Raw genomic sequence first — 16,387 nt, forward strand, 5'->3', positions numbered from 1 at the left:
TATGAAACTAAAACATGAAGTAAGATCCAGGCAGACCATTGAGACCATTACAGGTCTTTTAAATAATGGAATCAAAAAAATATCGGTTATCATCCGGCACTCAGACCGATTTTTTCCCAAAGAAGCCAGGATGGAACCCTTTATGGGGTTGACCGAAGGGGGCAAATCCTTTGCCCTGGAATTGGGAAAATCCCTTCCGGGCAATCCAGTCCCCAGGCTTTTTTCTTCCACCTTTGGCCGATGCATTGAAACCGCCTACCTGATTGACAAGGGGTATACCCAACAATACAAAACCCCTGTGGCCCACACCGTTACAAGTGATTATCTGGCCCCTTTCTACATCAAAGATATTGAACGAGCCATCCACATGGTGGAAACCCAGGGCAGTGAGCAATTTATCCGCAACTGGTTTGACAATAAGATTGATGATGGGATCATGGAAAACCCGGAAAAGACCTCGGCCATATTAAGCGAATACATGATAGACCGACTCAAAGAAATTGATGACAACCAAATCGCTGTCTGCGTCTCCCATGACTGGAACATCTTCCCCTTAAAAGAATTCAAGCTAGGGCTTCCCCATGAAACAAAGGGAGATGTGGGTTACCTTGACGGGGTGGTTTTCTATGAAAATGGCGGTCACTATTTTGCGACCTCCTTCCAATGCGACCCTTGTCCCGTTTAGGACTTGATTTTTACCAAAATACAGCAGGTAAAAATTAAATGAATACAATTTTACTCTATTTATTAAAAAAATATGACCCGAGTGAAAAAGAAATTTTTCTTAAAGCAAAATTCAGTCTGATTACAACTTTATTCGTTCTTTTAACAATTTTTGTAAGCATAATTTACACGGTCTGCTTATCCGGCCTGAACAATCCTATTGTCTTTACAGAATTTTTCGGATTTACCAGCATTCTGCTTGCCTTTGCGATGCTCGTCAAAGGAAAATACAATACCGCCATCCATATTATTCTCATTTTCGGTTTTGCAACTGTCTGGGGCGTTTTATTTTCAGAACCCAATATTTCATTGTTCAGCAAAATGGATACCATCGTTTTTATTATAGGCCTTTTGGCAGCAATGCCGCTCATGTTTTTTAAAAGCAGAAAACCCATGGTATTATATTTCATTGTCAATATAGTTCTGTTTTGTTTCTTTGTTTTTTATTGTCATAAAACGTCTGATCTTACGATGATAGAGCTGTTGGATTATTTTTTTGATAATTTAATAATAATGACATTTGTTTTTTTTATCTCATTTAATTTGTTTTCTATTTATAAACAGGTGTTGGGGTCATTAAAAAAAGAACTGGTGGAAAGAAAACATTCAGAAAACATCAACAAAACATTATTTGCCATTTCCAATGCTGTGAATATCACCTTGAATCTGGAGGATTTATACAGACAGACCCACACCCTCTTGAGTGAAATTATCGACGTTACCAATTTTTTTATTGCCCTGGTGAATGAACAAGAGCATACCATCTCTTTTCCCTATTATGTCGATACAGTCGATCTCGATTTTTTGCCAATCGCAGATTTTAACCCGGAAGAATCATTAACGGGATTGGTGGTTTCAAAACGAAAGGCGGTTTTATTAAAACGCGAACCATTGAAAGCAATGTCCGCTAAAAATGGTGTACAAGGTCCCGTCCCAGTGGTCTGGATAGGAGTCCCCCTGATGATTAAAGATGAGGTTATCGGTGTGATAGCAGTACAAAGTTATACAAATCCCGATTTATACACTGAACAAGATTTAAAAATAATGTCATCCATCTCAGATCAAATCGCCATTGCCATTGACCGCAAAAGGACTGAAGATGAATTGCGGGAAAATGAAAAAAAATATCGGTATCTTTTCAACCATGCACCCGTTGGCATGTACGAAATTGATTTTACAAAAAATCAATTTACAGATGTGAACGATACCTTTATTACCTATTCCGGCTATACCAAAAAAGAATTGTTAACTTTAAATCCCTTTGATCTTTTAACATCTGAAAGTAAAAAGCAATTTGAGGAACGATTAGAACGACTAATCCGGGGTGAAACGATACCCAATGAATATGAATATGAAATCCTTACAAAAACCGGCCAAAAACTGTCTGTTATTTTAAACAATGATTACATTTATGAAAACAATAAACTCAAAGGTGCAAGGGTTGTTGCACATAACGTCACCGAGCGCAAGAAACTGGATGAGATGATCATTCAGTCGGAAAAAATGATGTCCGTCGGTGGTCTTGCCGCGGGTATGGCCCATGAAATAAACAACCCATTGGCGGGTATGATGCAAAATTCTCAAGTCATTCAAAACCGGTTAACCCAAAACATAAAAGCCAATACTCAGGTGGCCGAAGAACTTGGTACTACCATGAATACGATTAAACTATTCATGGAAAAGCGAGAAATTTTTAAGCAGCTTGAAAGTATTCACAAAGCAGGCAGCCAGGCGTCCAAAATCATCAACAACATGTTAAGCTTTGCAAAAAAAAGTGATTCAAATAAAAAACAAATCAACTTGAGTGAATTGATCGATAAAACAATAGCGCTTTCCCAAAATGATTATAGTTTAAAAAAACACTATGATTTTAGACAGATTCAAATAATTCGAGACTACCAGCCTGATGTGCCGACGGTTTTATGTGAGCCAAGCAAAATTCAACAGGTTTTGTTTAATGTCATCAAGAATGCTTCTGAATCAATGCGGGAAAACAGCAAAAAGGAACCTTCCAAAATCATATTCCGTTTAAAAAAATACACAAATATCGCTTGCATTGAAATAGAAGATAATGGTCCTGGAATCGACCATCAAACTCGAAAACGAATTTTTGAACCTTTTTTTACAACAAAATCTGTTGACAAAGGAACCGGCCTGGGATTGTCGGTTTCCTATTTTATTATTGTAAATGACCACAAAGGGGAAATGGAGGTTGACTCCATCCTGGGAAAAGGAACAAAATTTATCATCAAACTCCCACTCATATAAAAAAAGGTAAGCGCACACTATCCTAAAAGGGTGGCCACCCGTTGGGCATTCACATTTCCTGCCTGTTTTTGTGCAAAAGCTGATGTTTGTTTGAGCAGATCCAGCTGCTTCAAGTTCATTACCTCTTCTGCCAGATCCACATCCCTGATCTGGGACTCAGAACTTCTTGCAGAAATTTTCTGGGTTTCCAGGTTGGAAATCTCTCGTTCAAGCTGGTTCTGACTTGAGCCCAGGGCTGACCTGGACGCACTGACGGTATCAAGGGCTGAGTCAACAGCCTCCTGGGCCGCTTCAGCTCCCCCAATAGAAGAAAGATCCATATCTGCAAGCTCTGCCAGTCCCGGCGCATCCGAAAAAAGGGCCTTCCCGTTATAGGTGGTATTCTGATAGAGGTCGTTTAAGGCACCAAGGGAAGCTGTCACATCCTCTTGGATGGCCATTCTGGTTTCAGACGTTTGGGCACCAGAACTAGCCTGTATCGTTTTTTGGCCGATATCCTGGATGATTTGCGTGGCCTGACCAAGGGCGGCTTCTTTAATTTGAATCATGGAAATATCATCCACGGCGTTGCGACTCAGTTGCCCCATGCTATTGGCAGCACTATTAAGGCTGTCGGCAATGATCAGGCCGGAGGCATCATCGGAAGCTCGGTTGATGGCTTTGCCCGATGATATCCTTTCCAGGGAGCTGTCAAAACCATTGGAAAATGCTCTGTAATTATTCCCTGTAGATTGGCTTAAGGTGTTCGTATTAATAGACAATGACATGGTACCTCCAATTACGCTGTGTTTTATCACAATCCATTAAGGTTGGAATAAAACAAAATATTTAAAGCATATTGGAAGCAATTTTCGAACCAAAGATAAGGATCGGGTAAAACCATAACTAACTATCTATTATTACAATATTTTTTAAAAACTACCGCAATCGTCATTTCTTAACCGAATTAACATTTTTTGTAAAAAAAAGACAAAAATGGTACAATATTGTTTAAATTCCTATTTGCATAAAAGTCCATTTGTTTTGATATAGGACCATGCGGTCAGGCACGGCCTATCCGGCTATCCGGTATCAGGCCCTGGCGATAAAGACGGCCCTGACCGGAGCAGGGTACCCTTCAATGGTCTTGTTCGGATCATCCGGGTCCAGAAAATCCACCAGGGACTCGGTCTGAATCCAATCGGTCTTGCGCTGTTCCTCGCAGCTTGTTTTTGCCACATCCACACATTGAATATGGGTAAACCCGGCTCTGGCCAGCCAGGATTCCATTGCCAGAAGATCCGGGATAAAAAAGACATTGCGCATTTTACCATACCGGTCCTTTGGAAAAAGGCAAAGATTCTCCCTAGTATCGAGTACCAGGTTTTCAAGCACTATCTGACCGCCTTTTTTCAACGAGTCATGGATGCTTTTAAGCATTTCGATGGGGGATTTTCTGTGGTAAAGAACCCCCATGCAAAATACCAGGTCAAAATACTGCTCCATCCCGGGCAATTGGTCATGGGGAATGGGCAGGCAGAATACATTGTCCTGGCGTAAAAACTTTTGAATGGCCAGATATTGGTAGTAAAAAGAACCCTGGGGTTCCAGCCCCAAAACAAACAAAGGGTTTTGAGCGGCCATGCGAAACATATAGTACCCGTTGCTGGATCCGATATCCAGGATACGCCGTCCTGCAAGTTTTGGAAGATGGGGCAGCAGACGATCCCATTTCATCCAGGACTGCCATTCCGTGTCAATATCCACACCAAAGAGATTAAAGGGCCCTTTTCTCCAGGGGCTAAGCTGGATCAATTTTTCATGGAGATCTTTTTTCCCAGCGGATTTGTCCGCCATGGGAATATCGGATTCATCTCCCACAAGAACATGGTTGCCCCCAAGGTCTATTTTAGACGGGACAAAATCCGGAAGGCTTTCCACCAGAAATTTATATCGATGAACATTACCCTTGGCAGTGTCAAGGAATTCCCTTTTTTCTGAAATAATCCGGGTAAGTTCTTCAACCCATGGGCCCAACTTAAATTCCCGGTGCTGTTTTAAAAACCGTTCCATGATAGTTTAAATTTGTATCCTAATTTTTATATGTGAAGGTTGCAGGATCAACTCTGGTTACTTTATGGCAATCATGGAGGCAAAATTGAACCATTTCAACCAGACCTCGAACGCTGAAAAGCCGGCGTCAAGAAACCGCTGCTGGTGAACCTCAATGGCCTCGGGGATCAAAACCTCTTCAAGGGCATCGCGCTTCTGGCTGATTTCAAGCTCTGAATATCCATTTTCCCGTTTGAATCGCCGGTAAAAATCTTGTTCCAGCTCATTGATGGGGGACGCTGGGTGAATTATTTTTTCCGTAACCAGAAGAATGCCGCCGGGCACGAGCCCCTGGTATATTTTTTTAATCAGTTTGTCTCTTTTGTTTAACTCCAGAAACTGCAGGGTCAGGTTGATCAGGACCACCGAAGCGTTTTCAATTTGAATATCCTCAAGCAGGCCGCAAATAAGATCAATCCCCTGGGCATTTTCAATTCGTTCCAGCCGGGCATGGTATTTTTCAATCATTGGAATAGAACTGTCCACCCCCGCCATGGCAAAGGGAGTGTCGTCAAATTGCCCAGCGATTAAAACCCCAAGATTCCCATGGGAACATCCCAGGTCATATATCCGGGTTTTATTCTGGAAAAATGCCCGGGCCATCTGGGCCTGACGCTGGATACTTTCCTGGTAAAAAGGCACCGAACGTTTCAGCATATCATCAAACACTGCCGTAACTTCGCTGTTAAATGCAAAGGGTTCTATCCGGTCCTTCTTTTGTGCAAACACATTGTCTCGTTTCATTGGCCTTTCCAATCTGTAAAATTTTGCTGGGAATCTATTATAATATTTAGCCGATAAGTGCAAGAACCAGGTCCTTGTTCTTGATCATTATTCCTTGACTATCCTCGAGTGTAAATGATATCTATTACTTCTGAAGCAAACACTTCTCAAAAAATATCAGCACATTAATTTCAGGAGGCATGGACATGGAAGTTGTGGGAATCGATGTCGGTTTTGGATTTACAAAAGCGTATAATGGCAAAAACTCCATCATTTTCAAATCTCTTATTGGTGATGCCACAGACATTCAGTTCCGCTCGTTTCTCGGAGAGGAAGAGTCCGCCTCAAACCTGCATATTACACTGAATGATAAATCCTATTTTTTGGGCAATTATGCAGAACAGCAGTCCAATATTGCAGAATTCACCCTGGATCAAGAGAAACTCATTGAAAATTTTGTAAAAATTCTGGCCATCACCGCTGCTGGGATCTGCAGTGATTCAACAGGTCCCATCAACGTGGTAACAGGCCTTCCCGTGGGATACCTGAAACGTGACTCCCGGCGCTTAAAAGAAATGATCCAGGGAATCCATGAAATCACCTATCACAATATCGATGGACGAGATGAAACCAAACGGGTTCATATTGACAAAATCATTGTGATTCCCCAACCCATTGGATCCATTTTTAATTTAATATTTGATGAATTCGGTAAGATCAAGGACAAAAAGCTTGCCCTGCAAAAACTGGGGGTGGTGGATATTGGATTTAAAACCACTGATTTTTCCATATTTGACCATCTCCAGTATATTGAGCGGGGGTCCTCCACCATGGACACCGGTATTTCCAAGTGCTTTAGTGTGTTTGCCAACAAATTACGACAGGAAAGCAATGTTAGCATTGAATTGTACCGTATCTTTAAATTTGTTGCAGCGGGCATGATCAAGATTAAGGGCAAGGAATATAATATTACAAACCTGAAAAAACGGGTCTATACCCATGCGGCGTCTGCCATTGCCGCAGACCTGAACCGTCTGTGGGAAAACGACTGGGATATCGATTCTATTATCCTTTCCGGTGGCGGCAGTGTGGAACTTGCTGAATACCTCGCCCCCAATATTGAAGGAAATGTCATTCCCATTCCAAAAAACATTGATGCTCGGTTTAACAATGTCCAGGGATACTGCAAATTTGGTAAATACAAATGGGGAGCAGAAAAAAGCATCTCGGAAAAAACAAAGGCCAAGGCGATGCCGCCTGGAACATTAGCTAAAACCCCGGAAGATACCAATGCCTCCCTGGATGGCAAACAAGAAGGTGCCAAACAGGATAATTCCTCAAAGGGCCTTTCCTGGCTTCGCCGGCAGAATTAGGAAAACCCCATGAACCAGGAAACACTTACCAAGCTATTGTCCCAGGTGGCCCAGGGCAGTATGAGCGTGGCAGATGCCAGGACCCAATTCAAAGATCTTTCCTTTGAAGATATCGAGTTTGCCAACATAGATCACCATAGATCCCTGCGAAAAGGATTCCCCGAGGTGATTTTCGGCCAGGGAAAAACCAGCGCCCAGATCATTGGAATTCTTGAACGAATGGTCCCAAGAGAGGACATCATTCTGGTGACCCGCATCAATGAAAAAAAGGCCCGGGATGTAAAAGCAGCCCTGCCTGCTGCCCAATATTTTCAAGATGCCCGACTCTTAAGGATTCAAAAGAAAGCGCCTGTTGCCACAGGGGTTGGGAAAATTCTCATCATCTCGGCCGGCACTTCTGATATTCCAGTGGCAAGAGAATCAGCCCTTACGGCCCAGGCCATGGGCAATGAAGTGGACACGCTGTTTGATGTGGGGGTTGCCGGAATTCACAGACTGTTCGCCCATAGGGACAAAATTTTAGAGGCAAGTGTGATCATTGTGATCGCCGGCATGGAAGGGGCCCTGCCCAGTGTGGTGGCCGGAATGGTCAAGGCACCGGTGATTGCAGTTCCCACAAGCATCGGTTATGGCACAAGTTTCAACGGCATAACAGCACTGCTGGGCATGCTCAATTCCTGTAGTTCCAATATTGCAGTGGTAAATATCGACAATGGGTTTGGTGCCGGATACATGGCCTCATCCATCAACCATGTATCGGTAGTTTAATCGTGAACGTGGTGCCAGATACCCGGGATGAGGCGGCCTTAAGCTTCCCGTGGTGATCTTCTTCAATAATAAAGTAAGAGACAAAGAGACCTAAGCCGGTGCCCTGCCCCGGTGATTTGGTCGTAAAAAAGGGGTCAAATATTTTTTCTTGCACCTGCTCTTCCATGCCCGGACCATTGTCGCTTATTTCAATGACAGCCATCTTGTTTTCCACAAAAAATTGAATAAAAAATGCTGATTTGGGGGCATGGGAATCCTTGGCGGAGACCATGGCTTCGGTGCCGTTTTTAATAATATTAAAAAAGACTTGCTGAATTTTACTGGCCTCGCAAAAAACAAATGGGAACCCATCGGCTGTTTCCATTTTGATATCCATTTGTTTGGCATCAAACTTTTTTTTCAAATTATATTCATTTTTGGCCAGGGAAATGGTTTTCTCCATGAGCCGGACCAAATTTTCATAGGATTTTTTCCCCTCCCCTTTCCGGGCAAAAGAAAGCATATTGGAAACAATTTTAGCGGCATGATGACCGGCCTCATGAATATGCGCAAACTGTTTATTAATCCCCCGGGCTTCCAGATACTCCCCAAGATTATCAAGGCAGACACCACTCTTTTGGGCCGCCGCTATATTGGCCGGCATCTTCTTTGTCAGCCGGTTTTGAATCACCTGGGCGTTCTGCATCATGCCGGCAAGGGGATTATTAATTTCATGGGCCATGCCGGCTGCCATGCCGCCAATTGACAACATTTTTTCCGATTGTACCATCATGGCGTCAAGCCTCATCTGCTCAGTCACGTCATCCATGCGAATAACAGCTCCCTGACTCTCCCCGCCGGTCAGGGGATAGATAATGATATTCCGGTATCGCACCTGGTTGGCAATCTCGTGTCGTACCTTGGTTTTTTCAACAACTTTCAGATCAGTCACAGCCGTTTTTATGTTCCGGGTAAGAAAGGCCAACTCTGGGAAAATTTCATAAAAATACCGGCCGATTGCCTCGTTTGCCGAGACATTGGTAATGGTTAGTGCCTGTTTGTTCCAATGGGTGACCCGGCCTTCCGGATCGACCCCCATGAGAATGGAGGGCATGGAATCAAGGACATTGTCAATATAGTGTTTGGCCTGTTCAAGCTTTTGATAAAGCAGCATGCTGCTCAATCCATCACAAATCCGCTGACAGATCCCTTTGAACAATATTTGGGCATCAAGTGACCATATCCGGTCATGGGAGCATTGATGAAGTCCAACCTCCCAGGCGTCCCCCAACTTGGGGAATACAGCCATCCCCATCTGGGAATTGACATGATAGGTTTCCCGGATATAGGTTCGAATATGCCTTTTGGTGGCTGGATCATAAACCACAGGATCTTCCGAAGCCAAAATTTCCGTCATAAGGATCTGGGCTTCCGGGGTGATTTCCACTCGATAATGGGGCGCCAGGAACCATTCGGGTTTGGTCCGCATAAAGGGCAGGTTATAAAACTGCTCTTCCGGGTTACAGGGAAATAAAATCCAGGCCCGGTCACAGTCAATCACATCAATCAGGGTATCTAAAATTTCGTTGAGCATCTGGCGGATATCATTGGCATTGATGATAATTTTATTGATCTTGTCAAAACATGCCGTTTGCAGCTCAATTTGTTTTCTCTCGGTAATATCCCGGGCAAAGGTGATGACCGATATCACCTCCCGGTCTGAATTAAACTCAGGACATAATATCCAGTCGATCCAGGTGCCGTTGGGCAATTTAACTTCTGTCCGCTTCACCTGTTCGGTTTTAAATACCTGGGCAATGGCTGTTTTAAGCTTTTCAACAAAAGGTTTCGGAAGATTGAGCTCTGTGTGGGTTTTGCCCATAATCTCTTCTGGCGTGACCCCAAACGCTTCAACAGCAGGATTGACATAAAGATGGCGGCCTTCCATATCAAATCGCATGATAATATCATGGGATTGTTCCGCCAGGGTCCTGTAACGCTGTTCACTTTCCTTGAGGGCTTCTTGAAATTGTTTTCGCTCAATGGCCATGGCGATCTGATTGGATACCAGGACAAGAATATCCAGATCCTTTTGATTGAAGGCATGGGGATCGGTATAGCTTTGAACAGCTATGGCGCCAATGACGATATCCCGGACAATCAGGGGAACCCCGATCCAAATGAGCGGCAGACTTCCCTGGACCCGTTTCTCTTGGTACCGAAGTTCCAGCAGGGATTTATCCAGAAACAAAGGCTTTTTATTTAAAATCACCTCACCGGTGAGGGATTTTTCTTCAAACAGAACAATGGCGTCATAATTTTCATCATCTATTTCATCCTTATAATAGGGAAAATGAAGCAATTGTTCTTCTCTGTTATAGATGGAAATATAAAAATTAGGGGTATAAATGAGACGGTTCAAGGAATGATGAATGCTGGCATACAAATCATCTAAATGGAGGGTGGTGGTAACGGCATTGGAAATTTCAAGCAGGGTAACCTTTATTTCATCAGCCCGTTTTAGCCGGTTTATCTGTGCTTCAAGACGGGCTATTCGATCTAAATTCCCTTTTGTGTCAGGCAAAACTGATGAGTGGTGTGGCACGATACCTTACAATTCCTTCCTTAATACAAGGATTTATTACACATTATGTCTATTGCCGATCATATCCAAACCAATCGACAATTGCAAATTTAAATTCCATCCGCTTTGCTGCCTGATTTAATATTCCGGGTTACCATAATTTTATGCTTGACTTTTAATAGATTTATATATAGTAAATATTGTTTAAATAGAGTAAATAATTATGAAAATAAATTTTATCAACAATCTAATAGTCCTTATTATCGTGGAGGTGATTCTTCTCACCTCCAGACGAAGGGGCTCTTAGTGGCATAAACTTTAAATTAACTTTAAAAGCCGTTATCAGCCCCGACCGGGCAGATAACGGCTTTTTTTATTTTTAACGAGGAGACAAAATGAGAAGTCACATTGCAACCAAGGGAGTTGCCAGAGCCCCCCACAGAAGCCTGATGAAAGCTCTGGGCCTGACGGACAGGGAAATTTCCCAGCCCCTTATCGGGATTGCCAATTCAGCCAACGAACTGATCCCGGGCCACATGCACCTGGACACCATTGTCACGGCGGTCAAGGCAGGGATCCGCATGGCTGGCGGAACCCCCATGGAATTTTCCACCATCGGGGTCTGCGACGGCATTGCCATGAACCATGGGGGCATGCACTATTCCCTGGCCTCCAGGGAATTGATTGCAGACTCCATTGAGGTCACGGCAATGGCCCATCCCTTTGATGCCATTGTCATGGTACCCAATTGTGATAAAATAGTTCCCGGCATGCTCATGGCTGCAGCCCGGCTGAACATTCCGGCCATCTTTGTCAGCGGTGGCCCCATGTTTGCAGGCCGTCATCCCGATGACCGGAATAAAAAAATAGATCTTGTCTCTGTATTTGAGGCAGTGGGAGCGGTTCAGACCGGCAAAATGACAGAAAAGGATCTGGCCCGGATTGAAGATGCAGCCTGCCCCACCTGCGGATCCTGTGCTGGAATGTTCACGGCCAACTCCATGAACTGCCTGACAGAAGCCATTGGCATGGCACTTCCCGGCAACGGGACCATTCCCGCCCCCATGTCCGAAAGAATCCGGCTGGCCAAAGAAACCGGCATCAAGATCATGGAATTATTGGACAAGGGCATCACACCGGACAAAATTTTCACCCGGGCCTCGTTTTTAAATTCCCTGGTGGTGGACATGGCCCTGGGCTGTTCCACCAATACGGTTCTCCATTTAAAGGCCATTGCAGCAGAAGCCGACATTGATATTGACCTGGCCCTTATTAATGAGGTCAGCAGCAAAACCCCCCATCTGTGTTCCCTGAGCCCGGGAGGTCCGGACCACATTGAAGACCTTCACTTTGCCGGGGGGATCCAGGCGGTGATGAAAGAATTATCCGACCATGACATGCTGGATCTGACCTGCATGACCGCCACGGGCAGCCCCCTTGGTGACAACTTGAAACCTGTCCGGGTACAGAACGCCAATGTGATCAAGCCCGTTGAAAACCCCTATCATAAACAAGGCGGTCTTGCCGTACTCTTCGGCAACCTGGCCCCCGAGGGCTGCGTGGTTAAACAATCGGCCGTCCTGCCCGAGATGATGACCCATACGGGACCTGCCCGGGTGTTTGATTGTGAGGAAGATGCCACATCAGCCATCATGGAGCGCAGAATCAACCCGGGGGATGTGATTGTCATCCGCTACGAGGGACCTTCCGGCGGCCCGGGTATGCGTGAAATGCTCACCCCCACCTCGGCCATTGCCGGTATGGGACTGGACAGCACCTGCGCCCTGATCACCGACGGCAGATTTTCCGGCGGCACCAAAGGGGCTTCCATCGGCCATGTCTCGCCGGAAGCCACCCAGGGGGGCCTCATTGCCGTTGTTCAGGAAAACGATGAAATCCGAATCGATATTCCGTCCAAACAAATCGAACTGATGGTGTCTGAACAGGAAATAGCAAAACGGTTTACCCAATGGGAAAAACCTGAGCCCAAGATTAAAAAAGGATACATGGCCCGATATGCACGAATGGTAAGTTCCGCTGGCAATGGCGCCATCTTTAAAAAGTTCTAACAGGAGAAACACATGAAACTCACAGGGGCCCAAATACTGATTAAAATGATCAAAGCCCAGGGCGTAAATACCATTTTCGGTTATCCGGGAGGCGCCACCATCGATATCCATGATGAACTGGCAAGACACCCGGACCTGCGCCACATACTGGTTCGTCACGAACAGGGCGCGGTCCATTCCGCTGACGGGTATGCCCGGGCAAACGATAGTGTCGGCGTGGCGCTTGTCACCTCCGGACCCGGCGCCACCAACACAGTCACCGGAATTGCCTCGGCCCACACAGATTCCATCCCCATAGTGGTCTTTACCGGCCAGGTTCCCACAGCCCTTATCGGCAATGATGCCTTTCAGGAAGTGGATATTGTCGGGATCACACGGCCCTGCACCAAACACAACTACCTGGTAAAAGATCCCAATAAACTGGCAGCCACCATCCAGGAGGCCTTTCACATTGCCAGATCCGGAAGACCAGGGCCCGTGCTGGTGGATCTGCCCAAGGATATTATTCAGGCACAAATTGAGTTTGTGATGCCCGAAGAGACAGCCCTTAGATCCTATAAACCAAATTACTCCCCCAACAAAAAGCAACTGGCCAAGGCGGTCACCCTGATAAAGGAAGCCAAAAGACCGGTGATTTTTGCCGGAGGCGGGGTAATTTTGTCCCGGGCTTCTGAAGAACTCACTGCCATTGCCCGGCTGGCAGATATTCCTGTAACCGCTTCATTAATGGGTCTTGGGGCCTTTCCTGGATCCGACCCCCTGTGGTTAGGGATGCTCGGGATGCACGGCACCTTCCGGGCCAACATGAGCATTGGCAACTGTGATTTAATCATTGCAGCCGGGGTCCGTTTCGATGACCGGGTCACCGGTAATATCGAAAAATTTGCCCCAAATGCCCAGATCGTTCAGATCGACATTGACCCCACTTCCATCCACAAGAATATTCCGGTGCACTGCCCCATTGTTGGGGATTGCAAAGCCGCTCTGGCAGGCATCCTGGAACTGATGAAAAAAGAGAACCCCGAAGATCTCAAACAAGACCACGACTCGTGGCTTGACCGGATCGGCCAGTGGAAACAGACCACTCCCTTAAAATATGACCAGGGCCCGGACATCATCAAGCCCCAGTTTGTGGTGGAAAAACTCTTCGAAGCCACCCGAGGAGAAGCCATTATCACCACGGAAGTCGGCCAGAACCAAATGTGGGCGGCACAGTTTTATCATTTTGACAAGCCCAATCATTTTATCACCTCAGGCGGCCTTGGCGTCATGGGATTTGGACTGCCCGCGGCTATCGGTGCCAAAGCAGCCCGCCCGGACAAGGTGGTGGTGGATGTGGCAGGAGACGGGTCCATCCAGATGAATATCCAGGAACTCATGACCGCCATAGAATCCAAGATAGATGTCAAGATTGTTATTCTCAATAATCGATTTTTGGGCATGGTTAGACAATGGCAAGAATTTTTCTATGACAAGGCCTATGCCTCCACCAACATGGAAAATGCCCCTGACTTTGTAAAATTAGCGGAGGCATATGGGGCCAAAGGGTTTAAATGCGAAGACCCGGCCAAAGTAGAAGCGACCCTGAAGCTTGGCCTGGAAACCCCGGGTACGGTTATCATGGAATTTATAGTAGAACGCGAAGAATCTGTCTACCCAATGGTGCCCGCAGGCGGAGCCATAACCGACATGCTGCTGGTATAAAAGAGGAATTAAAAATGGAAACAAACAGATACTTACTCTCAATTCTTGTGGATGATGAACCCGGCGTATTGTCCAGGATTGCAGGACTTTTTTCCGGCAGGGGATTCAATATTGATTCGTTGAGCGTTGCCACCACAGTGGATCCGGCTGTCTCCAGGATTACCATGGTGACCAATTGTGATGCCCATATTATTGAACAGATTAAAAAACAGCTCAATAAACTCATCAATGTCATTACGGTCAATGATTTAACCGAAAAAAAATATGTGGAGCGTCAGCTGGCACTGATCAAAGTCCATGCGCAACCGGAAAAACGGGCAGAGATCCTGAGAATTGTAGACATATTCCGGTGCAAGATTGTGGATGTGGGACATTCCCATTTTATCATTGAAATGTCCGGGACCAGTGAAAAACATACGGCCTTTGTCTCGCTTTTACAGCCAATGGGCATTGTGGAAATAGCCTCCACAGGATCCATTGCCCTGGCAAGGGAAAACGGGAAATAAACAATGAAAAAAACACTCTTATACGACACCACCCTAAGGGACGGGATGCAAGGAGAGAACATATTTTTTTCCCCGGAAGACAAGCTCAAGATTGCCAGACGCTTGGACGATGTCGGCATCCATTACATTGAAGGCGGCTGGCCAGGCGCCAACCCCGGTGCCCAGCATTTTTTTGAACTGGTACGCGATATCCAGTTCAAAAATGCCAGGATTGCCGCCTTTGGTTCCACACGCCGCCAGGGGAAAACCTGTGAGCAAGACGCCAACTTACAGGCCCTGATTAATTCAGGGGCACCGGTGATTACCATCTTTGGAAAGTCCTGGGACCTCCATGTGGAGTCGATCATGGACAACACAAAAGAGGAAAACCTGGCCATGATCCAAGAGAGCGTGGCCTACCTTCTGGCCCGGGACCTTGAAGTGCTCTATGATGCCGAGCATTTTTATGACGGCTACAAGGCCAATACACCCTATGCCCTTAAAACCCTGGAAGCGGCCGTTGAAGGCGGCACCCGGTGTCTGGTTCTCTGCGACACCAACGGAGGGTCCCTGCCCTGTGAGATAGACACCATCACAAGAAGCGTGGTGGCCCACTTTAAGGAGAGTGGCCACCAGGACGTCATCTTTGGTATCCACACCCACAATGACTGCGCCATGGCGGTTGCCAATGCCGTGACCGCCGTCCATGCCGGGGCCACCATGGTCCAGGGAACCATCAATGGTTATGGAGAACGCTGCGGCAATGCAGATCTCACAGCCATTATTCCCATCCTGGCCCTTAAAATGAAACGCGACTGCATGACCGATGAAAACCTTAAAAAGATTTTGAATCTGTCACGGTTTGTCTCTGAAACTGCCAATGTGCCTCCGGTCAACTCCAGACCCTTTGTGGGAAAATCTGCCTTTGCTCACAAGGGAGGGGTCCATGTGTCGGCCATCATGAAAAACCCCAGGGCCTATGAGCACATATCCCCTTCCCTTGTTGGAAATGAGCGCCGGGTATTGGTTTCTGAACAGTCGGGGAAAAGCAATATCACCTACAAGGCCAAGGAACTAGGGGTGGATCTAGGGGATGATGAAAGAAAAAAGGCCCTGATTGTGGCCAGCATCAAAGAACTTGAAAACGACGGGTTTGAATTTGACGCGGCAGAAGGCTCCCTGAAGCTGATCATGGAAAAACTCACGGATCAGTTTGTTCCCAACTTTGAATTGGAATCCTTCCGGGTGGTGGTGGAAAAGGACAAGGAAAGACCCTGTTACTCCCATGCCATGATTAAAATCCGGGTGGGGGACACAACAGAGATCACCTCGGCCGAAGGGGACGGTCCGGTGTCCGCCCTGGATAATAGTTTGAGAAAAGCGCTCACCTCTATTTATCCCCAGGTTAACGACATGCACCTGGTTGACTTCAAGGTCCGTGTCATCGAAGGATCCGACGGCACCGATGCCAAGGTAAGGGTTCTAATTGAATCCAGAGATACCAACAACATATTTTCCACCATCGGGGTGTCGGAAGATATTATCGAAGCAAGCTGGCAGGCACTTGCCGACAGTTTTCAATACAAACTTTCACTGGACAACACCATAAAAGGCGAATAA

12 protein-coding genes are annotated in these 16,387 nt (G+C 46.0%); 8 read left to right on the forward strand and 4 right to left on the reverse strand.

Translation table 11 applies throughout. From position 1 onward, the window contains the following. Nucleotide 1: 1 nt before the first annotated feature. Both ACZ45G_RS15455 and ACZ45G_RS15460 read left to right on the forward strand, forming a co-directional pair. A complete protein-coding gene (locus ACZ45G_RS15455) occupies nucleotides 2-685 on the forward strand; it encodes a histidine phosphatase family protein (protein ID WP_464179673.1) in 684 nt (227 codons plus the stop codon). Between the two features lie 38 nt (nucleotides 686-723). Continuing rightward, nucleotides 724-2,991: an ATP-binding protein gene (locus tag ACZ45G_RS15460; protein WP_464179675.1), complete on the forward strand. Its 2,268-nt coding sequence runs from the start codon at nucleotides 724-726 to the stop codon at nucleotides 2,989-2,991. Between the two features lie 17 nt (nucleotides 2,992-3,008). Here ACZ45G_RS15460 and ACZ45G_RS15465 read toward each other — a convergent pair whose 3' ends face one another. From ACZ45G_RS15465 to cmoA, 3 genes are all read right to left on the reverse strand, one after another. After that, nucleotides 3,009-3,758, reverse strand: a complete 750-nt coding sequence (locus ACZ45G_RS15465) for a flagellin (protein WP_464179677.1) — start codon at nucleotides 3,756-3,758, stop codon at nucleotides 3,009-3,011. A 304-nt stretch (nucleotides 3,759-4,062) separates the two neighbouring features. Continuing rightward, nucleotides 4,063-5,043, reverse strand: a complete 981-nt coding sequence (cmoB, locus tag ACZ45G_RS15470; protein WP_464179679.1) for a tRNA 5-methoxyuridine(34)/uridine 5-oxyacetic acid(34) synthase CmoB — start codon at nucleotides 5,041-5,043, stop codon at nucleotides 4,063-4,065. Nucleotides 5,044-5,100: 57 nt separating this feature from the next. Further along, nucleotides 5,101-5,826, reverse strand: coding sequence for a carboxy-S-adenosyl-L-methionine synthase CmoA (cmoA, locus tag ACZ45G_RS15475; RefSeq protein WP_464179682.1), 726 nt, complete (start codon nucleotides 5,824-5,826; stop codon nucleotides 5,101-5,103). Nucleotides 5,827-6,011: 185 nt separating this feature from the next. Here cmoA and ACZ45G_RS15480 point away from each other — a divergent pair, with 185 nt between their 5' ends. Next, the gene (locus ACZ45G_RS15480; protein WP_464179684.1) at nucleotides 6,012-7,178 is read left to right on the forward strand and encodes a ParM/StbA family protein; all 1,167 of its coding nucleotides are present in this window, start codon (nucleotides 6,012-6,014) and stop codon (nucleotides 7,176-7,178) included. Nucleotides 7,179-7,187: 9 nt separating this feature from the next. Continuing rightward, nucleotides 7,188-7,946 (forward strand): nickel pincer cofactor biosynthesis protein LarB, encoded by a 759-nt coding sequence (gene larB / locus ACZ45G_RS15485; RefSeq protein WP_464179686.1) that lies wholly within the window; start codon nucleotides 7,188-7,190, stop codon nucleotides 7,944-7,946. Here the strand turns inward: larB and ACZ45G_RS15490 are convergent. After that, on the reverse strand, nucleotides 7,924-10,530 hold the full coding sequence (locus tag ACZ45G_RS15490) for a PAS domain-containing protein (protein ID WP_464179688.1): 2,607 nt from the start codon (nucleotides 10,528-10,530) through the stop codon (nucleotides 7,924-7,926). The genes larB and ACZ45G_RS15490 overlap by 23 nt on opposite strands. Before the next feature lie 374 nt (nucleotides 10,531-10,904). On the opposite strand from ACZ45G_RS15490, the gene ilvD reads away from it, so the two are divergent. Genes ilvD through cimA form a run of 4 tightly spaced genes read left to right on the forward strand, consistent with a single transcriptional unit; the run spans nucleotide 10,905 to nucleotide 16,387 of the window. Continuing rightward, nucleotides 10,905-12,578 (forward strand): dihydroxy-acid dehydratase, encoded by a 1,674-nt coding sequence (gene ilvD / locus ACZ45G_RS15495; protein ID WP_464179690.1) that lies wholly within the window; start codon nucleotides 10,905-10,907, stop codon nucleotides 12,576-12,578. A gap of 12 nt (nucleotides 12,579-12,590) precedes the next feature. Further along, the gene (gene ilvB, locus ACZ45G_RS15500; RefSeq protein WP_464179692.1) at nucleotides 12,591-14,282 is read left to right on the forward strand and encodes a biosynthetic-type acetolactate synthase large subunit; all 1,692 of its coding nucleotides are present in this window, start codon (nucleotides 12,591-12,593) and stop codon (nucleotides 14,280-14,282) included. Between the two features lie 14 nt (nucleotides 14,283-14,296). Continuing rightward, complete coding sequence (gene ilvN / locus ACZ45G_RS15505) at nucleotides 14,297-14,788, forward strand: acetolactate synthase small subunit (RefSeq protein ID WP_464179694.1); 492 nt, start codon at nucleotides 14,297-14,299, stop codon at nucleotides 14,786-14,788. 3 nt (nucleotides 14,789-14,791) lie between these two features. Beyond that, a complete protein-coding gene (gene cimA / locus ACZ45G_RS15510) occupies nucleotides 14,792-16,387 on the forward strand; it encodes a citramalate synthase (RefSeq protein ID WP_464179696.1) in 1,596 nt (531 codons plus the stop codon).

This window comes from Desulfoconvexum algidum, assembly GCF_055382125.1.

Coding starts and splice junctions, on each gene's coding strand:
- ACZ45G_RS15480 (WP_464179684.1), top strand. CDS start 6,012: ATGGAAGTTGTGGGAATCGATGTCGGTTTTGGATTTACAAAAGCGTAT.
- ilvN (WP_464179694.1), top strand. CDS start 14,297: ATGGAAACAAACAGATACTTACTCTCAATTCTTGTGGATGATGAACCC.
- ilvD (WP_464179690.1), top strand. CDS start 10,905: ATGAGAAGTCACATTGCAACCAAGGGAGTTGCCAGAGCCCCCCACAGA.
- cmoB (WP_464179679.1), bottom strand. CDS start 5,043: ATGGAACGGTTTTTAAAACAGCACCGGGAATTTAAGTTGGGCCCATGG.
- cimA (WP_464179696.1), top strand. CDS start 14,792: ATGAAAAAAACACTCTTATACGACACCACCCTAAGGGACGGGATGCAA.
- ACZ45G_RS15455 (WP_464179673.1), top strand. CDS start 2: ATGAAACTAAAACATGAAGTAAGATCCAGGCAGACCATTGAGACCATT.
- cmoA (WP_464179682.1), bottom strand. CDS start 5,826: ATGAAACGAGACAATGTGTTTGCACAAAAGAAGGACCGGATAGAACCC.
- larB (WP_464179686.1), top strand. CDS start 7,188: ATGAACCAGGAAACACTTACCAAGCTATTGTCCCAGGTGGCCCAGGGC.
- ACZ45G_RS15460 (WP_464179675.1), top strand. CDS start 724: ATGAATACAATTTTACTCTATTTATTAAAAAAATATGACCCGAGTGAA.
- ACZ45G_RS15465 (WP_464179677.1), bottom strand. CDS start 3,758: ATGTCATTGTCTATTAATACGAACACCTTAAGCCAATCTACAGGGAAT.
- ilvB (WP_464179692.1), top strand. CDS start 12,591: ATGAAACTCACAGGGGCCCAAATACTGATTAAAATGATCAAAGCCCAG.